This is a genomic window from Streptomyces sp. NBC_01166 (assembly GCF_045039765.1).
Classification (GTDB): domain Bacteria; phylum Actinomycetota; class Actinomycetes; order Streptomycetales; family Streptomycetaceae; genus Streptomyces.
In genome coordinates this window covers 3,310,972-3,332,562 of record NZ_CP108613.1, presented here as the reverse complement: position 1 = coordinate 3,332,562, position 21,591 = coordinate 3,310,972, and the positions used below count along the sequence as shown (strand labels likewise).

The 21,591-nt window shown below is 68.9% G+C and carries 20 protein-coding genes, 1 tRNA gene and 1 pseudogene; 15 read left to right on the top strand and 7 right to left on the bottom strand.

Annotated features, from left to right (window positions below; all coding sequences use genetic code 11):
• Positions 1-8 precede the first annotated feature (8 nt).
• The 4 genes from OG379_RS15380 (at position 9) to mycP (ending at position 5,853) form a co-directional block, all read left to right on the top strand.
• Positions 9-2,342: a xanthine dehydrogenase family protein molybdopterin-binding subunit gene (locus OG379_RS15380; protein WP_405663086.1), complete on the top strand. Its 2,334-nt coding sequence runs from the start codon at positions 9-11 to the stop codon at positions 2,340-2,342.
• 139 nt (positions 2,343-2,481) lie between these two features.
• On the top strand, positions 2,482-2,958 hold the full coding sequence (locus OG379_RS15375) for a hypothetical protein (RefSeq protein ID WP_405663084.1): 477 nt from the start codon (positions 2,482-2,484) through the stop codon (positions 2,956-2,958).
• 91 nt (positions 2,959-3,049) lie between these two features.
• Entirely contained in the window at positions 3,050-4,462 is a 1,413-nt protein-coding gene (locus OG379_RS15370; protein ID WP_405663082.1) for a translation initiation factor IF-2, read from the top strand.
• Positions 4,417-5,853, top strand: a complete 1,437-nt coding sequence (mycP, locus tag OG379_RS15365) for a type VII secretion-associated serine protease mycosin (protein WP_405663080.1) — start codon at positions 4,417-4,419, stop codon at positions 5,851-5,853. The genes OG379_RS15370 and mycP overlap by 46 nt, the downstream gene beginning before the upstream one ends.
• A 25-nt stretch (positions 5,854-5,878) precedes the next feature.
• Here the strand turns inward: mycP and OG379_RS15360 are convergent, their stop codons facing one another.
• Positions 5,879-6,019: a hypothetical protein gene (locus tag OG379_RS15360; RefSeq protein WP_405668842.1), complete on the bottom strand. Its 141-nt coding sequence runs from the start codon at positions 6,017-6,019 to the stop codon at positions 5,879-5,881.
• 15 nt (positions 6,020-6,034) lie between these two features.
• Here OG379_RS15360 and OG379_RS15355 point away from each other — a divergent pair.
• A pseudogene (locus tag OG379_RS15355) lies at positions 6,035-6,109 on the top strand (hypothetical protein); the annotation flags it as partial.
• 41 nt (positions 6,110-6,150) lie between these two features.
• Here the strand turns inward: OG379_RS15355 and OG379_RS15350 are convergent.
• A complete protein-coding gene (locus tag OG379_RS15350) occupies positions 6,151-6,711 on the bottom strand; it encodes a hypothetical protein (RefSeq protein ID WP_405663077.1) in 561 nt (186 codons plus the stop codon).
• A 196-nt stretch (positions 6,712-6,907) separates the two neighbouring features.
• On the opposite strand from OG379_RS15350, the gene OG379_RS15345 reads away from it, so the two are divergent.
• The 5 genes from OG379_RS15345 (at position 6,908) to OG379_RS15325 (ending at position 12,471) form a co-directional block, all read left to right on the top strand.
• Entirely contained in the window at positions 6,908-7,333 is a 426-nt protein-coding gene (locus OG379_RS15345) for a hypothetical protein (RefSeq protein WP_405663075.1), read from the top strand.
• Between the two features lie 12 nt (positions 7,334-7,345).
• Positions 7,346-9,673, top strand: coding sequence for a hypothetical protein (locus OG379_RS15340; protein WP_405663073.1), 2,328 nt, complete (start codon positions 7,346-7,348; stop codon positions 9,671-9,673).
• A complete protein-coding gene (locus OG379_RS15335) occupies positions 9,670-10,329 on the top strand; it encodes a hypothetical protein (RefSeq protein ID WP_405663071.1) in 660 nt (219 codons plus the stop codon). The genes OG379_RS15340 and OG379_RS15335 overlap by 4 nt, the downstream gene beginning before the upstream one ends.
• A gap of 117 nt (positions 10,330-10,446) precedes the next feature.
• A complete protein-coding gene (locus OG379_RS15330; RefSeq protein WP_405663069.1) occupies positions 10,447-11,103 on the top strand; it encodes a hypothetical protein in 657 nt (218 codons plus the stop codon).
• A gap of 354 nt (positions 11,104-11,457) precedes the next feature.
• Entirely contained in the window at positions 11,458-12,471 is a 1,014-nt protein-coding gene (locus tag OG379_RS15325) for a MarR family transcriptional regulator (RefSeq protein WP_405663068.1), read from the top strand.
• A gap of 29 nt (positions 12,472-12,500) precedes the next feature.
• Here the strand turns inward: OG379_RS15325 and OG379_RS15320 are convergent, their stop codons facing one another.
• Positions 12,501-12,845 (bottom strand): hypothetical protein, encoded by a 345-nt coding sequence (locus tag OG379_RS15320; protein WP_405663065.1) that lies wholly within the window; start codon positions 12,843-12,845, stop codon positions 12,501-12,503.
• Positions 12,846-13,033: 188 nt separating this feature from the next.
• On the opposite strand from OG379_RS15320, the gene OG379_RS15315 reads away from it, so the two are divergent.
• Positions 13,034-13,591: a hypothetical protein gene (locus tag OG379_RS15315; RefSeq protein ID WP_405663063.1), complete on the top strand. Its 558-nt coding sequence runs from the start codon at positions 13,034-13,036 to the stop codon at positions 13,589-13,591.
• Positions 13,592-13,679: 88 nt separating this feature from the next.
• On the opposite strand, the gene OG379_RS15310 is transcribed toward OG379_RS15315, so the two are convergent.
• Positions 13,680-13,754, bottom strand: a tRNA-Cys gene (locus OG379_RS15310).
• 196 nt (positions 13,755-13,950) lie between these two features.
• Here OG379_RS15310 and OG379_RS15305 point away from each other — a divergent pair.
• From OG379_RS15305 to OG379_RS15290, 4 genes are all read left to right on the top strand, one after another.
• Complete coding sequence (locus tag OG379_RS15305; RefSeq protein WP_405663061.1) at positions 13,951-15,414, top strand: MFS transporter; 1,464 nt, start codon at positions 13,951-13,953, stop codon at positions 15,412-15,414.
• Positions 15,415-15,567: 153 nt separating this feature from the next.
• Complete coding sequence (locus tag OG379_RS15300) at positions 15,568-17,349, top strand: DEAD/DEAH box helicase (protein ID WP_393766325.1); 1,782 nt, start codon at positions 15,568-15,570, stop codon at positions 17,347-17,349.
• 518 nt (positions 17,350-17,867) lie between these two features.
• A complete protein-coding gene (locus OG379_RS15295) occupies positions 17,868-18,509 on the top strand; it encodes an IclR family transcriptional regulator (RefSeq protein WP_104786256.1) in 642 nt (213 codons plus the stop codon).
• A 187-nt stretch (positions 18,510-18,696) separates the two neighbouring features.
• Entirely contained in the window at positions 18,697-19,485 is a 789-nt protein-coding gene (locus OG379_RS15290) for a S16 family serine protease (protein ID WP_405663058.1), read from the top strand.
• On the opposite strand, the gene OG379_RS15285 is transcribed toward OG379_RS15290, so the two are convergent.
• The 3 genes from OG379_RS15285 to OG379_RS15275 are packed head-to-tail and all read right to left on the bottom strand — an operon-like array spanning position 19,415 to position 21,550.
• Positions 19,415-20,734, bottom strand: coding sequence for an MFS transporter (locus tag OG379_RS15285; protein WP_405663055.1), 1,320 nt, complete (start codon positions 20,732-20,734; stop codon positions 19,415-19,417). The genes OG379_RS15290 and OG379_RS15285 overlap by 71 nt on opposite strands.
• A 2-nt stretch (positions 20,735-20,736) precedes the next feature.
• Positions 20,737-20,919, bottom strand: a complete 183-nt coding sequence (locus tag OG379_RS15280) for a hypothetical protein (protein WP_405663053.1) — start codon at positions 20,917-20,919, stop codon at positions 20,737-20,739.
• 13 nt (positions 20,920-20,932) lie between these two features.
• A complete protein-coding gene (locus OG379_RS15275) occupies positions 20,933-21,550 on the bottom strand; it encodes an ArsR/SmtB family transcription factor (RefSeq protein WP_405663051.1) in 618 nt (205 codons plus the stop codon).
• Positions 21,551-21,591 lie beyond the last annotated feature (41 nt).

The following is a 21,591-nucleotide window of genomic DNA, read 5'->3' as shown; positions in this document are numbered from 1 at the left end:
GAGGCGGCGTGACCAGCGACGCAGCCACCGCGACCAGCACCACGCACACCACACCGCCGCCCGAGGGCCCCGCCCCGGACCAGGAGCCGCCCGCGCTCGGACTGGGCGCCTCGCTGCCGCCGACCGACGCCCGCGCCAAGACGGAGGGCACCTTCCCGTACGCGGCCGACCTCTGGGCCGAGGGGCTGCTGTGGGCCGCGTTGCTCCGTTCCCCGCACCCGCACGCGCGCATCGTCTCGATCGACACGGCGGCCGCCGCCGGCATGCCCGGGGTGCGCGCGGTCGTCACGCATGAGGACATCCCCGGGGACGGCTCGTACGGCCGCCGGGTGGTCGACCGTCCCGTGTTCGCCTCCGAGCTCGTCCGCCACCACGGCGAGGCGATCGCCGCCGTCGCGGCGGACCACCCCGACACCGCCCGGCTGGCCGCCGCGGCGATCACCGTCGAGTACGAGGTCCTCGAACCGGTCACCGACCCCGAGAAGGCCTTCGCCGCCGAGCCCCTCCACCCCGACGGCAACCTCATCCGCCACATCCCGCTGCGTTACGGTGACCCGGACGCCGTGGGCGAGGTCATCGTCGAGGGCCTTTACCGCATCGGCCGTCAGGACCCCGCCCCGATCGGCGCGGAAGCCGGCCTCGCCGTGCCCCGCCCCGACGGGGGCGTCGAGCTCTACACGGCCTCCACCGACCCGCACACCGACCGCGATCTGGCCGCCGCCTGCTTCGGCCTGGACCCCGAGCGGGTCAAGGTCGTCGTGACCGGTGTCCCCGGAGCGACCGGCGACCGGGAGGACCCCGGCTTCCAGATCCCGCTCGGCCTGCTCGCCCTGCGCACCGGCTGCCCCGTCAAACTGGCCGCCACCCGCGAGGAGTCCTTCCTCGGGCACGCCCACCGTCACCCCACCCTGCTGCGCTACCGCCACCACGCGGACGCGGAGGGCAGACTGGTCAAGGTCGAGGCGCAGATCCTCCTCGACGCGGGCGCCTACGCCGACTCCTCGTCCGAGTCCCTGGCCGCCGCCGTGGCCTTCGCCTGCGGGCCGTACGTCGTCCCGCACGCCTTCATCGAGGGCTGGGCGGTCCGTACGAACAACCCGCCCTCCGGGCATGTGCGGGGCGAGGGCGCGATGCAGGTCTGCGCCGCGTACGAGGGCCAGATGGACAAGCTGGCGGCGAAGCTGGGCATCGACCCGGTCGAGCTCCGCCTGCGCAACGCCCTCTCCACGGGCGACATCCTGCCCACCAGCCAGACCGTGACCTGCCCCGCGCCCGTGGCCGAACTCCTCGGCGCGCTCCGTGAGTTCCCGCTCCCCGCGCTCCCCAAGGACACGCCGGAGGGCGACTGGCTGCTCCCGGGGGGCCCGGAGGGCGCCGGGGAACCCGGAGCCGTACGCAGGGGCGTCGGTTACGCCCTGGGCATGGTCCACATGCTCGGCGCCGAGGGTGCCGACGAGGTCTCCACCGCCACGGTGCGGGTCCATGACGGCGTCGCCACCGTGATCTGCGCGGCCGTCGAGACGGGCCAGGGCTTCACCACCCTCGCCCGCCAGATCGTCCAGGAGACCCTGGGCGTCGAAGAGGTCCACGTGGCGGCGGTGGACACCGACCAGCCCCCGGCGGGCCCGGCGACGCACGGCCGCCACACCTGGGTCTCGGGCGGCGCGATCGAACGCGCCGCCAAGATGGTCCGTACCCAGCTCCTCCAGCCGCTGGCCCACAAGTTCGGGATGTCCACGGAGCTCCTCCAGATCGCCGACGGCAAGATCACCTCGTACGACGGTGTGCTGTCCACGACGGTCACGGAGGCGATGGAGGGCAAGGAACTGTGGGCCACCGCGCAGTGCCGCCCGCACCCCACCGAGCCCCTGGACGAGTCCGGCCAGGGCGACGCGTTCGTGGGCCTGGCCTTCTGCGCGGTCCGCGCGGTGGTCGACGTCGACATCGAACTCGGCTCGGTCCGGGTGGTCGAGATGGCGGTCGCCCAGGACGTCGGCCGGATCCTCAACCCGTCCCAGCTGGCGACCCGCATCGAGGCGGGCGTCACCCAGGGCATCGGCGCGGCCCTCACGGAGAACCTCCGCACCGCCCGCGGTCTGATCCGTCACCCGGACCTCACCGGTTACGCACTCCCGACGTCCCTGGACGCGCCGGACATCCACATCGTCAAACTGGTCGAGGAACGCGACGTGGTGGCCCCCTTCGGCGCCAAGCCGGCCTCGGCGGCCCCGGTGGTGACATCCCCTGCGGCGGTGGCCTCGGCGGTCCGCGCCGCGACGGGCCGCCCGGTCAACCGGCTGCCGATCCGGCCCCAGGCGGCGGTGGCCACGCCCAAGGCTTAACGCTTCGGATGTAGTGGAGCACCGCCCTGCAACCAGGGGAGCGGTGTGCCATCGGTGCTGGCTACAGTGACTCTGAAGCTGTAATCGGCTGTATCCGGGGGAGGGTGCTGTGCTGCCGAGTGAGGGTTCCGGAGCGGGCATGGTGGGCGTGCCGTTCATGGGTGTCACAACGGCGGCTGCCGCCGTCGGGCTGGCCACCGAACTCACGTCTTTCAAGAAGTTCCGTAGTCGAATCGACGAGATACTGGTGGCGCTCAAGGAGTCACCGGCCGACGCGGGCCAGATCGGCCAGGACCTGGTGAAGCGCGCCCAGTTCGGCGGGGGCGACAACCACTGGGCCGAAGCGGCCAGCCTGTTCGTGTCGTACCAGACGGTGATCACCGAGCTCGAAACGCTTTCGAAGACCCTTTCGGATTGCATAGAGGGCATGAGCATCGCGGTCCTGGCGTCGCACAACGGCTACGAGAACCTGGATGTAGACATCCGGCGCCGCATGCTCGCGATCTCGGACGAGGCGAAGAAGCACTACGGCGGCGAGTACGACCCGACGGGGCAGCGAAACGGGCAGGCGACTCCGGACATGCCCAAGCCGGAGCCGACCACCGGAGCGATCTGATGATGGCGACGTGCGCCAGAACGGCACGGCGGATGGAAGGGGGCTAGGGATGGACCACGGGGAAGCAGGGCAGGGCACACCCTTCGACAGCATGACCCACGAGACCATGCTGGCCTGGCTGGACATGGCCAACAGTGGAGCGATCCAGGGTGCGTCGGACCGGCTGGTGAGCGCGGCGGAGGAGATCCGCAAGATCGCAGAGGAGATCAAGGTCCGCCCGCAGACCGTTGAGTGGAAGGGCGAGGGCGCGGACGCGTTCCGCACCTGGAGCGCGGATCTGGCGAACGCGACCCTGCGCCTCGGCGACTACAGCGAGGGCGCATCGAAGTGGCTGGCCCGGGCCTCCGACTCCCTCGCCTCGGCGCAGGTGGCCATCCCGCGTACGCACGCGGGGGCGCAGGCGAACCTGGACGCGGCGCGGGCGGCGCGGAACGACCCGGATGCGTCCGCAGTGGCGCAGAAGTCCGCTGAGACTCTGATCGCCGCGAAGGAGGCGAATCGCCAGGAGGCTGCGGCGGAGATGAGGAAGCTGGCGCAGTCGTACGCGTTGTCGGCTTCGCAGTTGGACGGCTTGGAGAAGCCGGCGTTTCCGCCTCCGCCGGGGGTGATCGTGCCGGAGCGCTCCGGTGGCATCGATGACGCCCAGACATGGGGGCCAGGTGGCGGCAGGGCTGGCGTAGAGGGCGAAGGCGCGATTCGCGGGGTGACCACGCACTCCGAGTCCTCGCAGGCAACGGGCTCAGGAAGCCAGGGCACTCCTGATTCGTCAGCGGTCCGCGTGCCGCCCGACCTGGGAACCCCGGTCAGCATGGAGGTCAACAGCACGGCGACTCTGCCGCAGTCTTCGTCCACGCCTTCGGTGTCACAGCCGGGGCCCCCGGTGACGGGTAGGCCGGACAGTGGTCTGCCTTCTGGGCTTACCATGCCGCCCGCGTTCGGCGGCGGCTCACGGTCGGTTCCAGGCCCTTTCGGCAGCGCGAAGAACTCAGGGCTGAGTGTCCGCCCACCGACGCTGCCCGGCCAGGGCGTGCCCGGTTCGGGCTCGGCAAGCCGTGCGCCTCGTGATACGGGCATCACCGGTGGCCGTCCGGTAGCCCAACCCACCGGCCGAGGGCTTCCTGGCGGAACGGTGGTCGGCGGTGAGGGGACGCAAGGACGGGGCCCCATGGGGCATGGCGGGATGAGTGCCGGCGGCGCCGCTCGGAGCGGGGCCATGGGCGGGCGTCCCCCGGCGGGCGGAAACAGCGGAGTCGTCGGTGGTCGGCCCCGGCAGGCAGGGCGTTCAGGTGAACGTCCCTTCACGCCTGGTGGCACCGGCCTTGTTCGGGGCAACGAAAGCGGGCGTGTTGCTGGACAGGCGGCAGGTGGATTGCGGGCACCGTCAAGCCGTCGGCCTGGAGACGCCCACCGCGATGAGGGCGGCGAGCGTCCGGACTACTTGATCGAAGATGAAGAGACATGGAAGCAGGGCGGACGTCGCGCAGTGCCGCCTGTCATCGACTGATGGAACGACTCCGGATAGGGACGCGAATGCTTGCCAGCGGTGTGCACAGGGGCCGGACAAGGGCCACCATTTCGGCTGCGCTTGGAACACTGCTGGTGGCCGTCACGGCAGGGACTGCCCATGCAGAGTCGGTTCGTTCGCACCAGTGGCACCTGACATCGATGAAGGCCGAGGGGATGTGGCAGAGCAGCACCGGGAAGGGCATCACGGTTGCTGTAATCGATTCGGGGATCGATGTGTCAAATCCGGATCTGCAAGGGCAGGTGCTCGACGGGAAGGACTTCGCTCCGGGTGAGCCTGGTGATGAGCACTCCGACTACGACGGTCACGGTACGGGGATGGCTGGCCTGATCGCAGGGACAGGCGACGGTCGTAACGGAGACGGGGCGTTTGGACTGGCGCCCGGCGTAAAGATTCTTCCTGTCAGGGTCCCCGACAAGGCCGCCAACCTCGCTGAAGATATTGAACAGTTCAATACTGCGGTGCCTGCGGCTATTCGGTATTCTGCTGACAAGGGCGCCAAGGTCATTAATATCTCGCTGGCTGCGAGCGAAGGCTCACAGCAGTTGACGGACTCGGTGAAGTACGCGCTTGGCAAAGGATCGCTGGTCTTCGCGGGTGTGGGTAACGATGCCGAGCGCGCCAATGGTGTCAAGTACCCGGGAGCAACTCCAGGGGCCGTAGGCGTGGCGGCCGTCGGCAAGAACCTGCAGAGGACAGAGGAATCCCAGTTCGGCCCCCAGGTAGACCTTTCCGCACCGGGCGAGGAGATGATCCACGCTTGCAAGAGCGAGACAGGCCTCTGCACCTCGCACGGCACCAGTGACGCCACAGCCCTCGCTTCCGCCTCCGCCGCACTGATCTGGTCCAAGTACCCGGACTGGACCAACAACCAGGTCCTTCGAGTGCTGCTGAACACGGCCGGTGGCCCCACGACCGGCGAGGAGCGTGTGGACGACATCGGTTACGGCATCGTCCGACCCCGGATCGCCCTGAAGACGCCCGGCGACCCGGGCCCCGCCGACGAGTACCCGCTCCCGGATCTCGCGGTGGCCGAGTCCCCGGAGCCCTCCGCCGAGCCGTCCAAGGCCACGGGCGGCTCCGAAAAGAGCGATGAGCCGGCCGCCGCAGCACCGGCCACCGACGACAGCGGCAACACCGCCCTCTGGATCGGCCTGGGCATCGGCGCAGCAGCCCTCATCGGAGTCGCCGCGGCCGTCCTGGTCGTCCGCTCCCGCCGCCGAAGCGCAGCCCCGGCCGCCCCGCAGCCGTACCAGCCCCCGTATCCGCACCAGCAGCAGTCTCAGCCTCCGTACCCACAGTACGGCCCCCCGCCCGGTGGTCCTGGATCCAACGCGCCGTACGGGGGCCCTCCGGGCCCGACTGCCTGAAGTCCACCAGGGCGGGCCTCCCGTCTCACCCTTCCTGCGGAGCCAGTTGGGCCATCACCAGCCCGTACAGCAACTCCGCGTCCACGAACTCACCCTCCTCCGGCGCCCCGCAAGGCCAGCTCAGGGGGAACGTGTTGCCGTCCGGCGCGGGGATACCGACGTCCACGTCCGCGACTCCAAGGTCACCGACGGCCCCACCTTCGCCGTCGCCCCAAGCACCTGGACGGCATTCCTGGCGGGTGCGGTCAGGGGCTGACCGCACCCGCGGGCCGTCGCAACACCGGCCCGCCCGAATGCTCAGCAGGCGCCGTCGTCGACGGTGGCGGCCAGGTCGTACTCAGGGATCGAGCTGCTGTTGCCGCCGTCCGCTCCCGGGACGAAGACCCCGCCCTCCGAGGACTCCTCCTCCGTGACGTGCATGCAGACGGTGGTGTCGCTACTGCCCGCCGTTATCTCGTAGTCGTGCCCCTCACCGGCTCGCTCCACGGAGACCTTGTACGAGGGCCCCTGGTCCTCGCCGGCCTTCAGGACGGCCGCCTCGACCAGCGAGGTGTAGCCGTCCGTCGGGTCACGGCGAATCTGCGTGTCGGCGGCCATGGACCCGGCCGCGTCCTCGGCGGCCTCCCTGACCTCGCTCGCGGTCCAGGTCCTCTTGTCGACGCCTTCCTGGACCGAACAGCCCCCGAAGACGAATGCCCCGGCCACCCCGAACGCGGCGACCCGCCCCAGCGCGAGAGCCGCGTCCGACGGCTGCCGCTGAGCGTGCAGCCGGGCCCGCCAGTACAACCAGTACGGGCCGACCAGTGCGATGACGAGGAATGCGGCGGCGATGGCGAACAAGAAGACGACTGCGGCCATGCGCACTCCCCCGCTGAATCGGTGCCCGGACAAGGGATCAGATGCTACTCGCCGGAACCGGCGCGACCCTGGTTGCGGTCGAGCCTCGGAATTCCCGTCCGCTCGTTGCCGGCGAGGACGAAACCGATACGGTGAGCAGGTCGGTGGCCGCCTGTCTCGGACGAAGCGGTCTGTAAGGACGGACTTAGGGAAAATCGTGACCTTCGAACAGGAATGGGCCGAACTCCGCGCGGCTGCGGCCGCGCGGAGCGCCATGCGGATCAACAGTGTCCCGGCCGAGGGCGGCGGGGGCAGTTCCGGTGATCTGGTGGTCAATCGGGACGACCTCGGCCGTATCGGAAATGACGCCTATGATCTGCGGACCAAGGTGTCCCGGCAGGGCGACCACGCACGGCCTGCCACCTTCGAAGCAGCGATCGCGCTCACCAACGGCAATTTCGCGAGCGGTTCGGCGGTGCTCAAGGTGCATGACCGCTGGAACACGCACCTGAAGACGCTGCTGGATTCTCTTGCGCACATTTCGAATCACCTGGATTACACCAAGGCCCAGCACTCGAATGACGACGTGAAGATCCAGGGAGATCTGGCGCCGATCTCCGCGCTTTCGGAATACATGAAGTAGGGGGCGGGGAACATGGGTACGCTCAAGTACGAGGACATAGTCGACGCCCCTCTGGTGAAGCTGAAGACCGCGGTCGACGACTGGTCGAAGATGGCGGGCGATCTGGACAGGCTCGCCACCGAGGCCCGTGACGGGATGCAGGCCAAGGCGGACAAGGCCGACTGGGACGGCCTCAACGCCGGTGTCACGAAGCCGTTCATCGGCAAGACGGTCAAGGAGGTCGCGGATGCCGCGGCCGAGGCCAAGGGCGTGAAGCAGATCCTCGAAGAGGGCCACAACGCCATCAAGAAGGCCAAGGACGACCTGATCAACATTCGGGACCACGACGGGCCTGCGGCAGGGATCAAAGTTGACGGCTACGGCAAGGTCACCGCACGCCATCCTGTGGAGGACATGCCTCCCCAGCAGAAGGCGCACGACCCCGACTACCCCGCACTGGTGCAGCAGCAGAAGGCGAACATCGCCTCCTGGCAGAAGAAGATCGACCTGATCGTCGACAACTGCAACGACACCGACGTGTCCTTCAAGAATTCCCTCGAAGCCAACGTCACCGATCGCAAGGATTTCAACGCCCCGAAGTACACGAAGATGGACCAGGAGGAGGCCGCCCGGGCCGCCGACCTGGCTGCCAAGGGCAGCGAGCTGACGCACAAGGAACTTCAGGCTCTCAACGAGCTGTTGAAGGAAAACAGGAATTCGGTGGAGTTCTCGAAGAACTTCTACGAGAACCTAGGACCGGAAAAGTCCCTTGCGTTCTTCGGGCAGCTCGCCCGGGACACGAACGAGTACACCGAAGTCGATGAGCAGCGGCTCAAGGACGTCCAGGCGCTGCAGAAAAACTTGGGCCTCAACCTGGCCACCGCCTCCCACGACAAGGCGTTTACCGCAGAGTGGGGCCCAGAGCTCCGCAAGATGGGCACGGAACGCATCCCGCTGGCCAAGAACGACTACGGCGGCCCCTTCGGATACCAATTGCTCGGCGGGATCATGCGGTACGGGAACTACGACCCGAAGTTCCTCAACCCCATTGCCGAGCACGTGGTCCAGTTGCGGCAGAAGGACCACGACTTCTTCTACGATTCGAAGGGTCTGCCCGGCGGTCCCGAGAATCCGCTGAACCCCTCGGGTATCAACGGCTCCGGTTACGACCCGGTGACCAGCATGATGGAAGCCTTGGGGCACAGTCCGGAGGCCGCGAAGCAGTTCTTCTCCGCCGAGCCCACGGCTTACAACGAGGACGGCACTCCGAAGGGCGGAGCTGCGGACCTCGGTAAGAACAAGGATGGGGAGACAATAACGAGCTATCTGGACTTCTTCCAGAACGAGGACTATGAACCGTTCTACGACATCGTGGGTCACGACGAGGATGACGCGAAGAAGTCGATGGCGTACATGCCCGATGCGCTAGGAAAAGCCCTGGAGGCAGCTACCACCGGACATGCCTGGGACGACCCCACGCCCACTCTGAAGCGGGACGAGGTGACGGCGGGCATCATGAAGGAGGTCATCGACAGTTATGGTTCGGATTCGGACCTGCTGGGCCGGCACGAAGCGCTGAAGGACAACCTGGGGCGTATGGGGGCCGCATATATCGACGACCTCAACTACTCCACGTACAACTTCGGTTCGTCCGGAGACGAACTCGGGCGTGACTCGCTGTTTGCGAACAGCAGTGATGGCTCGGAGCGCACCGACTTCGGCGAGGCCGCGAGTCGCCGGTTCATGGGTGTGGTGGCGGCTGATGAAGAGGGTTGGAAGTCACTGTCATCAGCACAACAGGTCTACGAGGCGAGCGGGCTGAAGGCATTCGGAGCCGAGCATCAGGATTCCGCATTGATCTTCGGGTCCAACGGTGCGAAGGTGCACGGAATCCTCGACGAATCGCGCATTGACGGGATCCATCAACAGTTCAAGGGCGAAGAGGATGCCAAAATACTTGAGATGGAAAAGAGCGCTGAGTGGAGGAAATTCGGCGTCAGTTCTGGCGTAGGCGCTGTGGTGGGTGTCGGTACTGCGGTAGTCCTGGGTCCTGCTGCAGGCGTAGTGGCCGCTACAGCAGTCCCTCTCGTCATGGAAACCGCGACTGCGGCAATTGACACTGGATACGCTGGTGAGACGATGGAATACCTGAAGGAGCGCGAATATGACAACAATGATGACGCCCTGACGGGGATTGACAAGTTCAAGGCTGTAGGGGAGCAAGGTGCTGTTACCCCGCTGCTCAACTACGCGGACGAGGTCGGCATGTCGGCAGACGACAAGCGGCAGCTTGCTTTGGACATCGAGACCTACTACGGCAACGGCAAAACCGCGGCCAGTGATCAGGGGAGGGTCAAGTGAAGGTGCGGCGTAACGCGAACAAGCTGACCGTCATCGTGGTCTTGGTCCTCGGCGGACTTCTTTCTGGATGTTCCGGGGGCGAAGATCGTACAGAAGCGGAATCCCCGAAGCTGGATCGATGCAAGTCCTTGCTCGGCGCCGAAAACGTGGAGGCTGCCGTCAAGACGACGGGCGGAAGCGATGTCGAGGTGAGCGGAACGCCTCAGGCCGATGTCCTGGCAACAGGCCTGGCAAAGGAGGCGAAGCAGTGGCAGGAGTCGGACCTGCTGCACAACTCTTACACCGGCTGCCGCATGGATGCGTTCGAGGGAGACCAGCTCAGCGGCACGGTTGATGTGTCGGTGAAGTGGTCCTCTCTCTCGCTCGGGTTGATGGACGATCCGAAGAACAGCCGGACATGGCGTCGGGTGAACGAGTTGGTGTACGTGGCACCGGAACCTGGCCCGGCCCGGATGCAGTTGATTGCGGCGTGTGCGGTGCCCGGAGCGACTGCCGCGCAGTCGTCCGGCCTGCCTCTCCAGTTCGAGGCGTCAGGTGTGAGTCTTGGAGCGGAACTCCGGTGGGATTTGCTGAGGGCGTTCGCTCAGTCGGTGACGGAGGAGATGGGGTGTGCGACGCCTCCTGTCATTCCCTCCGTACTGCCTGCGGCCACATAGGCGATGAGCGAGGGCACGTGGTGAAGCGATGGCTTACAGCTGCTGAACTGGCGGTGCCCCTGGGAGCCGGGTGTGTGGCAGATGAGGAAGAACACGCACAGTTCCTGAGGTGCTCCCATGCGTAGGGCAAGTGTGGGCCTGGGGGCGACCGTTTTGCTGCTGGCCGGTGTCGTCGGCTGTGGTGAGGAGAAGAGCCGCGCCGAAGAGGCCTGGGAGCAGTCGGTGTCTCCCGACCGACTGTGCGGAGGCGCTGCGGTGTCCGCCCGGGCAGGTGAGGCGCTGGAGATGATTACGGGTTCCTCGCGGTTCGAGGCGTCGGGACGTACGTCCACGGTCGCCGACGCCGCGAAGGACCTGAGTGACCAGTTCACTTCTTCCGTCACGGGCCACGGGGATGTCTGCCGCGTTTTCACCCCCGTCGGCGTGCCCGACGTTGATCTGCGGATCACCTGGCGTCTCTCCGGCAGCGCTCCGAAGGGGGGACTGGATCCGAGATACACGGCGCTGGATATGGGGGAGCTGGCAGGTACGGCACCGGACCGCGCGTTCGTCACCTTCGCCTGTCGGAGCGGGAAACTGCCAGGCGCGGCGCCGGCCCACGTCGACGTCCACGTCAATTACGGGGCCCTACCCACGGAACCCGAAGGCGACGCCGAGGCGCTGAAGGATGCCTACGCGACCGTGGCGCACTCCTTCGCCCTGGCCATGGCGAAGGAACTGACCTGCGAGAACGACGGCGGCCTGGAGCCCCGGCCGACGTTTGACGCTGACTGACCCCGGCGCTCGGGCCCCGAGCCTCGGGGGCCGAGCGCCGGGTGCGGGCCCTGTCATTCGTTCGGGGGATCGGGGGATGCCTGCGGGCCGACGCTTGAGCTTCGGGCTTCGAGGGCTGAGACGCGAGGACCGAGGTTCGAGCGGTGTTGTTCATCCGGGGCGTAGGTAAGGGCTTTTGGGGAAACCTCCCCTCCCTCCCCACCCCGCCACGGCCAGCAAGTATGACTAATCGTGATCGAGTTGCAGCGGAGAGTCGCGGCTGCTTACGGTGCCCACGACGAGACGACCCCGACGGGTGTTTGCCGCACCGGCCGGGGTCTGACCCAAGATCGCGCACCCAAGAAGGACGATCTCGTGGCTATCCAGCACCCTAGCTCCGCCCCGCCCGCTCCCGCAGCCTCGCGCCCGTACCGCAAGGCGCACACCGGCTACGGCAAGCAAACCGTCCCGGCTCAAGACCCCTCCGGTGCAGTGGCTTTCGCCTACCTGCCCGAGCGTGAACGCTACGTCGCCGGGTATGTCGACCACCTCCCCGACGGCGCCGCCATGGACATCAAGTCGCTGGCCAAGGACCTGCCCCTGTACGGCCAGATGGCCATCGGCACCGCACTGCGCGCCCTCGCCGTGGCTGGGCATCTGCGTCGCGTGCGCTGCCGGGTGGAAGGGGCCGGTCAGTGCCGGTGGGTGACGCTCACCTACTGGTCCCGGACCGCTCACGACAACGAGTGGTGGATCGCCAGGCTCGCAGGTGAGGCTGCCGCTGGCCCGGAGCAGGCGCCCGCACCCTCCGCCGAACCGGCGGTCGTGCCCCGACAGCGCACTGCGGAGCGGCCTGGCCCCAACCCGCCCCCGGCGCCGCAAGAGGAGCCGGGCGTAGGCGCCTCCTCGGCTGTCGCGGCCCCTTCCCCCGCCTACCTCACCCTCGCCGAACTCGGCCGCAGCGAACCCCGCCTGGCGCTCTCCGCCGCCGACTGCGCCGCGCTGGAACCGCTCGCCGCCGCATGGTTCACGCGAGGTGTCGGCGCCGACTACCTGACCTCGGCGCTCACCGCCGGACTGCCCGAGTGCATCGGATCGCCCATCGGCCTGGTACGCCGCCGCCTCACCGACAAGATGCCACCCCACCTGCCCACGGCACCCGCACCGAACCAGGGCGGCCTCTCCGCCACCCCCGTCCGCAGCGTCCTGGTCGAGTGCGCCGACTGTGGCCGCCCCGGCCCGGCCGAAGCGCTCCCGGACGGCCTCTGCCGCCCCTGCGCGACCGCACACCAGCCGGGGGAATCGTCATCGGCCGCAGCCCCGGCCGAGGTCGAACGCGACGTCCCTGCCCTTGTCGCGAGCCTTCGCAACCTGATGCGCACCCCCTGAGCAGTCATGTGTCGGGGCGAGCTGGGCCATCACCAGCCCGTACAGCAGCTCCGCGTCCACGAAGTCCCCGTCCTGCGGGGTCCGCACCGCCAGCTCAGCGGATACGTGTTGCCGTGGGCAGCCGGAATCCCCACGTACTGGTCGCGGGCCGCCGGGCCGAAGCACTTTGCGCCGGGCGGCCAGTCGAAATCCTGGCTCGCGCCGGGTTCCAGCAGGAAGTACGTCCACCGCGCCCCCGCGATCTCCCGCACGACGGGCCCCGGATCGCCGTCCGTGAGGGTGGCGAGGTGGTGCAGCACCGCCTCGCCCCGGACGCCGCGCAGCCGGATGGCGTCGAAGTGAATGCCGATGAGGCGGAGTTGGAGCCCCCGCATCCACCGGGTGCGGGCGGGTCACACACAGAAGGAAGCGGCGGAGCAACTGCTGATCTCGGAGTCGCTGATGGGCGCGGTGGAGCGGGCGGAGCGCAGGACTACAAGGGTTCGGCTTCAACGGAGGCGGCGGCAGCGCACTCCATCGGGCGCGGCATGATCGATAGCTCTCATCCGAAAGGGAAGTAGGCGTGCGGAAATTTACCAAGGCGTTGGCGGTGGCGTCGGTTTCGGCATCGCTGGTTGCACTTCTCGCCGGGTGCTCCGAGGAGGCTCAGGCGGTCCCGGATCTGCCCGAACGAATGTGCTGGGACGTCTTCACCTCGGAGGAGGTATCGCCGCTTCTGCCTTCGGGTAAGGAGGCGAAGTTCATTGCTGATAGTCACCATGCGTTCTACCCGGACTCAAGCTCGCTGTGCTCGCTGCAAATTGACGGTGCAGTGAGGTTTCAGGCTGGTGGTCACCGTTTCGACTTCGAGAGTGATATCGACTGGACCTCTTGGGAGAAATTGGAACCTGAGTCGATCGACGTCGGAAAGGAGGGGATTCTCTGGTACAGCGGGGCCGCCTCGTACATTGTTTGCGAGCCCTCGAAGGGGCCCAATAGTCCGGGCAGATACATCGAGCTGAGTCTCCATGCCTATGACCGGCCGAGCAAGGGTGCCCAGGCGACGAAGAACCGTCGCATTTTTCGCACCTTGCTGGAGCAGTTCGTCGTTTTCGCGCAGAAGGAATTGAAGTGCGCCTGAGCGGTGCCCGGTGTGAATTTCGCCAAGGGGTGGCACGCTGGCGGCAGGAAAGACCGGTTCCCCGCCGCGTGTGCGCGACGGGGAACCATGGAGGCCGTGACCGGATTCGAACCGGTGTAACTCGAGTTGCAGTCGAGCCCCTGAGCCTCTCGGGCACACGGCCGTGCGTTGTTGATCTGCTGTCGACCGTACGGGCCCGCCGGGGCCCGGCCAAGGGATGCGGGCGGGCCGCAACGTGACTGCCATACCGCGTTCATGTTCGCGGTCCTGGCGAGCCGTTGGTCCTACGGCGAAGGGACCAGCCGGATTCCGCCCACCGACAGGGGTCACCGGGGGGTGTGGCCCTTACTCTGGGGCTCATGACTGCCCTGGAACCCCGTGACGCCGAGGTCACCGCCGCCATAGTCGAGACCACCGTCGCCGAGCCGGCGGAAGGTGTCCTCGGGCGGACCTACCGGGCACTCAGCATCGGCATCGTCTCCGTCGTCCTGCTCATCGCCTTCGAGGCGACCGCCGTGGGTACGGCGATGCCGGTCGCGGCCCGTGAGCTGCAGGGCATCCCGCTCTACGCCTTCGCCTTCTCCGCGTACTTCACCACCAGCCTCTTCGCCATGGTGCTCTCCGGGCAGTGGGCCGACCGGCGCGGGCCCCTCGCCCCGCTCGCCACCGGGATCGGGGCCTTCGGGGCGGGGCTGCTGCTCTCCGGGACCGCGGCGAACATGTGGACGTTCATCCTGGGGCGGGCCGTCCAGGGCATCGGCGGCGGGCTCGTCATCGTGGCGCTGTACGTCGTCATCGGGCGGGCCTACCCGGAGCGGATCCGGCCGGGCATCATGGCCGGCTTCTCCGCGGCCTGGATCGTCCCGTCCGTCGTCGGCCCGCTGGCCTCGGGCACCGTGACCGAGCACCTCGGGTGGCGCTGGGTCTTCGTCGGCATCCCGGTTCTCATCCTCCTGCCGCTGGGCCTCGCGCTGCCCGCGATCCGGCGGATGGCGGGAGGGGCCGCGGACGCGGAGGCCGCGGCGGAGCCCTTCGACCGGCGCCGCATCCGGCTCGCGCTCGGGATCTCGGCCGGTGCCGGGCTGCTTCAGTACGCGGGGCAGGAGCTGCGGTGGGTCTCTCTGGTCCCGGCGCTCGCCGGTGCCGCGCTACTCGTCCCCGCCGTGCGCGGGCTGCTGCCCCGGGGGACCGTGCGGGCCGCGCGGGGACTGCCCGCCGTGATCCTGCTGCGGGGGATATCGGCCGGCTCGTTCATCGTCGCGGAGTCCTTCGTCCCGCTGATGCTCGTGACCCAGCGCGGCCTCTCCCCGACGCTGGCCGGCCTCTCCCTGGCCGCCGGGGGTCTGACCTGGGCGCTCGGTTCGTACGTCCTGGCCCGGCCCCGGCTGGAGCCCCACCGCGGGGCGCTCATGGTGGTGGGCATGGTGCTCGTGACCCTGGCGATCGTCGCGGCGCCGAGTGTGCTGATCGAGGCGGTACCGGTGTGGACGCTGGCCGTGGTCTGGGGCGTCGGGTGCTTCGGCATGGGCATCGTGATCGCGTCGACGAGCGTGCTGCTGCTGAAGCTGTCGGCGCCGCACGAGGCGGGTGCCAACTCGGCTGCCCTCCAGATCTCGGACGGCCTGTCCAACGCGCTGCTGCTCGCCGCGGGCGGTGCGGCATTCGCCGCGCTCGGCGGCGGCGCGGTGGGCGAGGCCGCCCACGGGGCCGTGGAAAGCGGTACGGCCACGGCGCATCCCGGGGCCTTCACGGTGGTGTTCCTGCCGATGGCGGCGGTGGCGCTGGTGGGGGTGTGGGTCGCGAGTCGGGTGCAATCTCGGTAGGGGATCGTGGTGTCGTCGCCGAGGTGTGACAGCTGTCGCATTATCCTCCGGGGCGGCGTCGTCCAGGGCGGGTTCCGCGCCGCCCGCCGGTAGGGTGGCCCGGTTGTCGTATCGGCAGCCGCCCACGTACCCGAGTGCCCCGAACCGGAGACCGTGACTACTACCGCCTCCCACCACCTCTCACCCGCCTTTCCCGGCCGCGCCCCCTGGGGGACGGCCGGGAAGCTGCGCGCCTGGCAGCAGGGTGCCATGGAGAAGTACATCCAGGAGCAGCCGCGCGACTTCCTCGCGGTCGCGACACCCGGCGCCGGGAAGACCACCTTCGCGCTGACCCTCGCCTCATGGCTGCTGCACCACCACGTGGTGCAGCAGATCACCGTCGTGGCGCCCACCGAGCACCTCAAGAAGCAGTGGGCGGAGGCCGCGGCCCGCATAGGCATCAAGCTCGACCCGGACTACAGCGCCGGCCCCGTGAGCAAGGAGTACCACGGGGTCGCGATCACGTACGCCGGTGTCGGTGTGCGCCCCATGCTGCACCGCAACCGGTGCGAGCAGCGCAAGACGCTCGTGATCCTCGACGAGATCCACCACGCCGGTGACTCGAAGTCCTGGGGCGAGGCCTGCCAGGAGGCGTTCGACCCGGCGACGCGACGGCTCGCGCTCACCGGTACGCCCTTCCGGTCGGACACCAATCCGATCCCCTTCGTCGCGTACGAGGAGGGCAACGACGGCATCCGCCGCTCCTCGGCCGACTACACCTACGGCTACGGCAACGCCCTCGCCGACGGGGTCGTCCGCCCCGTGATCTTCCTCAGTTACAGCGGCAACATGCGCTGGCGCACCAAGGCCGGGGACGAGATCGCCGCCCGGCTCGGCGAGCCGATGACCAAGGACGCCATCGGGCAGGCATGGCGCACCGCGCTCGCGCCCACCGGCGAGTGGATCCCCAACGTGCTGGCCGCCGCCGACAAGCGGCTCACCGAGGTGCGCAAGGGGATTCCGGACGCGGGCGGGCTCGTCATCGCGACGGACCAGGAGTCGGCGCGCGCGTACGCCAAGATCCTGAAGAAGGTGACGGGCGAGTCCCCGGCCGTGGTCCTCTCCGACGAGAAGGCTGCGTCGAAGAAGATCGACAAGTTCAGCCAGGACGAGTCGCGCTGGATGGTCGCGGTCCGGATGGTGTCGGAGGGTGTCGACGTCCCGCGCCTCGCGGTCGGCGTGTACGCCACGACCATCTCGACGCCGCTCTTCTTCGCCCAGGCCGTAGGCCGTTTCGTGCGGTCGCGGCGCCGGGGCGAGACCGCCTCCGTCTTCGTGCCGACCATCCCGATGCTCCTCGACTTCGCGAACGAGATGGAGGTCGAGCGCGACCACGTGCTCGACAAGCCCAAGAAGGGCAGCGACGAGGAGAACCCGTTCGCCGAGGAGGACCAGCTCCTCGCGGACGCGGAGAAGCTGGAGGACGAGGAGACCGAGGAGCAGCTGCCCTTCGAGGCTCTGGAGTCCGACGCGGTCTTCGACCGGGTGCTCTACGACGGCGCGGAATTCGGCATGCAGGCGCACCCGGGCAGCGAGGAGGAGCAGGACTACCTGGGCATCCCCGGCCTCCTCGAACCCGACCAGGTGCAGCTGCTGCTCCAGAAGCGGCAGACCCGGCAGATCGCGCACAGCAGGCAGAAGCCGGCGGAAGAGGCGGACCTGCTGGAGAAGGCGGCCGAGAACCGGCCGGTGGTCACGCACAAGAAGCTGCTGGAGCTGCGCAAGCAGCTCAACACGATGGTGTCGGCGTACACGCATCAGAGCGGCAAGCCGCACGGTGTGATCCACACCGAGCTGCGGAGGGTGTGCGGAGGCCCGCCCAGCGCGGAGGCGACCGCCGGGCAGATCCAGGACCGGATCAAGAAGGTTCAGGAGTGGGCCACCCGGATGCGGTGATTCCTGCTTCCGAAGGCCCCGGCGCACGCGCGGATCACGCCGCCCGTGCACCGGGGCCGCGGTGTGATCCGGGCCGGACGCCGGGCGTCGGCGGGCGGTTCCGCGAGGGGCGCTCGCCATTCCCCGAGGGGCGCGTGACAGTACCGCGGGCGCTGCGGGCGGGAATTTTTTGCGACATTTATTTCACGGTGTGTTAACAATCGTTCACGCGTCATGTACGCAGCGTTGCCGAGGCGTCACCCGACTTGAACGCGCGTAGATGTTCGCGTTCCGGACGGTCTCCCGCTGACCGGCGGTTATGTCGTGCGACTCCGGAGGGAGACCGGATTCTGGACGAGGGCTTCCGCTGAGCGGACCCTCTCGCTAATGTCCCCGAAACATGAACGCCCCGTGGCAGTGTGGCCGCGGAGCGCAGCCGGTGCCATGGCCAGTCGGCGGCCTCTCGGTGCGTCGCCGTGGGACCGGCGTCGGCATCCCGGAGAGACAACCGCCCCGCTCACCACGAGGGAGAGGGCGTCGTGACCGCGGAGACTTCTCAGACGCTCGACCGGGGACTGCGTGTCCTCAAACTGCTCGCCGATACCGATCACGGCCTGACCGTCACCGAGTTGTCGAACAAACTCGGCGTCAACCGCACCGTGGTCTACCGACTGCTCGCCACCCTGGAACAGCACGCGCTCGTCCGGCGTGATCTGGGCGGCCGGGCCCGAGTGGGTCTGGGCGTGCTGCGCCTTGGCCGTCAGGTGCACCCGCTCGTCAGGGAGGCGGCGCTGCCCGCGCTGCGTTCCCTGGCCGAGGACATAGGGGCCACCGCCCACCTCACGCTCGTCGACGGGTCGGACGCGCTCGCGGTCGCCGTGGTCGAGCCGACCTGGACCGACTACCACGTGGCCTACCGGGCCGGCTTCCGTCACGCCCTGGACAGGGGTGCCGCGGGCCGGGCGATCCTCACCGCCCGGCAGAAGACGGTCGACCACCCGGGCTACACCCTCACACAGGGCGAGCTCGAAGCCGGTGCCTGCGGGGCGGCGGCGCCGCTGGTCGGGGTATCGGGCGTGGAGGGCAGCGTGGGTGTGGTCATGCTCGCGGACGCCGTACCGGAACGGGTCGGGCCGAGGGTCCTCGACGCGGCTCGTGAGGTCGCTGACGCGCTGCGGTAGCACGGGCGCCCGCGGTGCGTCAGGACGAGCGCCCGCGCTGCGTCAGCACGGGCGCCCGCGCTGCGTCAGTGCGAGGTCAGCAGGGGCACCCGCGGTGCGTCGGTACGAGCCCCGCGGTGCGGGCCCGACCGCCCCTGTGGCGCCGGGGCGGTCGGAGCCTGAGGTGCGCGGCGGATAGATTGGGCGGGTGGCCATTCGTCTCTCTCGCCCCCGCCTTCTCGCCTTCTGCGCGCTGCCCGTCCTCGCCCTGTTCGGTACGGCCGCCTTCGCGCCGCTGCCGTTCACCGTGGCGCAGCCCGGCACCACCGCGGACGTCCTCGGGGACGACAAGGGGACACCGGTCATCACGGTCAAGGGCGCGCCGACCCACCCCACCGACGGCAAGCTGCTGATGACCACGATCCTCGCGACGTCGCCGACTGCCGACGTCGGCGTCGGGGACGTGGTGGACAGCTGGTTCAGGACGGACCGGGCGGTCATGCCTCGGGACTCCGTCTATCCGACCGGCGACTCCGAGAAGGAGATCGAGCAGCACAACCTCCAGGACATGAAGGAGTCGCAGAACGTCGCAGTCGACGCGGCCCTGAACTACCTGGACATGAACCCCGGCTCGGTGGACATCACCCTGCACCTCGCCGATGTCGGCGGGCCGAGCGCGGGCCTGTTCTTCTCTCTCGGCATCATCGACAAATTCTCCGACAACGGCTCCGGAGGCAACCTGACCGGCGGCCGCACCATCGCCGGTACGGGGACGATCGAGGCCGACGGCACGGTCGGCGCGGTCGGCGGGGTCAGCCTCAAGACGCAGGCCGCCCGGCGGGACGGCGCGACCGTCTTCCTGGTGCCGAAGGCCGAGTGCAAGCAGGCGAAGGCCGAGCGGCCCGACGGCCTGCGGCTGATCTCCGTCACGACGCTGAAGAGCGCGGTGTCCTCGCTACGGGCCCTGGACGAGGGGGGCAAGGTTCCGGGCTGCTGACCTGCGGCTCCGGGCCCTCCATGGTGCGCCACGCGGGAAAGACCAGCGGACTCAGCGTCGCCAGGAAGTACACCCCGCCCATCGCCAGCAGTGCCCCCGTCGCGCCCATCCCCTCGACCAGCAGGCCCGCCGCCAGCCCGCCCACCGGCATGGCGAGCTCACAGCCCGCCGTGAGGGCCCCCGAGACCCTGCTGCGCAGCTCCTCGGGGACGCGTTCGTACGTCACCGTCGTCAGGATCGGGTTGAGCATGCCGCCCGCGATGCCGCCCAGCGCCATCGTGACCGCGAGCGGCAGAGCGGACCCGGTCAGTGCGGCGACCACGAATCTCGGGGCGCCGCACAGCACCACACACACCGTGAACACTGCCCGCCGCGAGAAGCGGTGCCCCACCGCCCCGTACAGCAGGGCGCCGGTCAGTCCGCCCGCTCCGAACAGTGCGGTCAGCATCCCCAGATCGGTGGCCCCGCCCAGCTCGCCCTCGGCGTGCACGGGGAGCAGGACGGCGTTCCAGCCCTGGTCGGTGCCGTTCATGAACATCACCATGACGACCACGGCGAGCAGCAGCCGGTTTCCCAGCAGGTAGGCGTAGCCCTCCCGCAGCTCGGCGCGGTAGGTGCGCAGTGACACGGGGACCGCGGCCTTGCTCGGCTCGGCCGCGCGGATGCCTCGCACGCCCGCCGCGACCAGCAGGGCGGACAGCGCGAACGTGGCGGCGTCCAGTAGGAGCACGGTCTCGGCGCCGGCGAAGGCGATCAGTACGCCCGCCAGTGCCGCGCCGACCATGCGGGCGCCCCGCGACACCGCGTCGAAGAGGCTGGCGGCGCGGGCGAGCGTGGTGCCCGCGTGCTCGGCGAGGTCCGGGACCAGGACGTAGCGCGCCGTGTTCCCGGGCGTGTGAACCAGTCCGTTCAGCGCCATCAGCGCGCACAGCATCCAGAAGTGGAGCGCTCCCGCGTAGTGCAGCAGCGGAATGGCGGCGACGGCGGCGCCGCAGACCGTGTCGGAGGCGACGGAGACCCGGCGCCGGCCGATCCGGTCGATGACGGGGCCGCCGATCAGGGCGGCGACGACGATCGGCAGGGTCGCGCAGAAGGCGACGACACCGGCCCGGCCGGCGCTCCCCGTGGTCTCCAGGACGAACCACGGCACGCCGATGAGGGTGAGCGAAGTGCCCGCCGTGGATATCGAGTTGGCCGCCAGGACCGCGGTGAGCGGCGTGCGGTCCCGCGGCTGTTTCCCCCCGTCCACCGTCAGGCCGTTCGTACGGCGCGGGCCGGGGGAGGCGTGCTCTGGGCCAGCCGGAGGCCCAGCTCGACCATGGTCCAGCCCATCCGGTGGCGCAGTCCGGGTCGTGCGGGGGAGAACTCCGCCGCCTCACGGCGGAGTTCGGCGGCACGGTAGGTGTGCAGCAGGAAGTGGACGTCGCTGTGCATGACGATGATCCCCTCAGTCGGTGGGACGCGGGAACATGTGCAGGTGGGTGCGGACGACGGCCGACCCCTCGGCGTCGTCGGGGACGCGGCCTCGGTAGCTGTTCACCAGTTCCTGCAGCTTCTCCGCGAGCTCCATGGAGAGTTCAGGGGTGAGTCGCAGCTTGAAGTCACTGAGGTCGAACGCCTGACGCCACGCCTCGGGCCATTCGTGCATCGTCCCGAGCCAGGTGCTCAGCTCCTGGGCATGAGTGGTCGCCACCTCGTGGAGCACGACTCCGATGGCTCCGCGCACCTCGGGGTCGGGGTGCTGCAGGAAATTCTCACTGCGCCCGAAGATCGTGCCCGCGTGGACGGCCTTCCACCACCGCTCGCGCCCTTTGCCGCGCTCCGGGTCGTCCTCGACGAAGCCGTACGACGCGAGCTGCCGCAGGTGGTAGCTGGTGGCCCCGCTGGACTCGCCGAGCCGTTCGGCGAGTCCAGAGGCAGTGGCGGGGCCGAACTCCCTCAGGGTGTTCAGCAGCCGGATGCGCAGCGGGTGGGCGAGGCCGCGCAGGGTGCGGGCGTTGACGTGGTGGATCTTCGGGTCGTCGGCGTACGGGAGCGGCCGGTCTTCGGGCTCGTTCGGTGGCATGCCATGACCATAGAGTTGCAAAGACTGCTTTGCAACACGTT

Coding starts and splice junctions, on each gene's coding strand:
- OG379_RS15375 (WP_405663084.1), top strand. CDS start 2,482: ATGGTGGGCGTGCCGTTCATGGGTGTCACAACGGCGGCTGCCGCCGTC.
- OG379_RS15370 (WP_405663082.1), top strand. CDS start 3,050: ATGACCCACGAGACCATGCTGGCCTGGCTGGACATGGCCAACAGTGGA.
- mycP (WP_405663080.1), top strand. CDS start 4,417: ATGGAAGCAGGGCGGACGTCGCGCAGTGCCGCCTGTCATCGACTGATG.
- OG379_RS15350 (WP_405663077.1), bottom strand. CDS start 6,711: ATGGCCGCAGTCGTCTTCTTGTTCGCCATCGCCGCCGCATTCCTCGTC.
- OG379_RS15340 (WP_405663073.1), top strand. CDS start 7,346: ATGGGTACGCTCAAGTACGAGGACATAGTCGACGCCCCTCTGGTGAAG.
- OG379_RS15330 (WP_405663069.1), top strand. CDS start 10,447: ATGCGTAGGGCAAGTGTGGGCCTGGGGGCGACCGTTTTGCTGCTGGCC.
- OG379_RS15320 (WP_405663065.1), bottom strand. CDS start 12,845: ATGCGGGGGCTCCAACTCCGCCTCATCGGCATTCACTTCGACGCCATC.
- OG379_RS15305 (WP_405663061.1), top strand. CDS start 13,951: ATGACTGCCCTGGAACCCCGTGACGCCGAGGTCACCGCCGCCATAGTC.
- OG379_RS15280 (WP_405663053.1), bottom strand. CDS start 20,919: ATGCACAGCGACGTCCACTTCCTGCTGCACACCTACCGTGCCGCCGAA.
- OG379_RS15275 (WP_405663051.1), bottom strand. CDS start 21,550: ATGCCACCGAACGAGCCCGAAGACCGGCCGCTCCCGTACGCCGACGAC.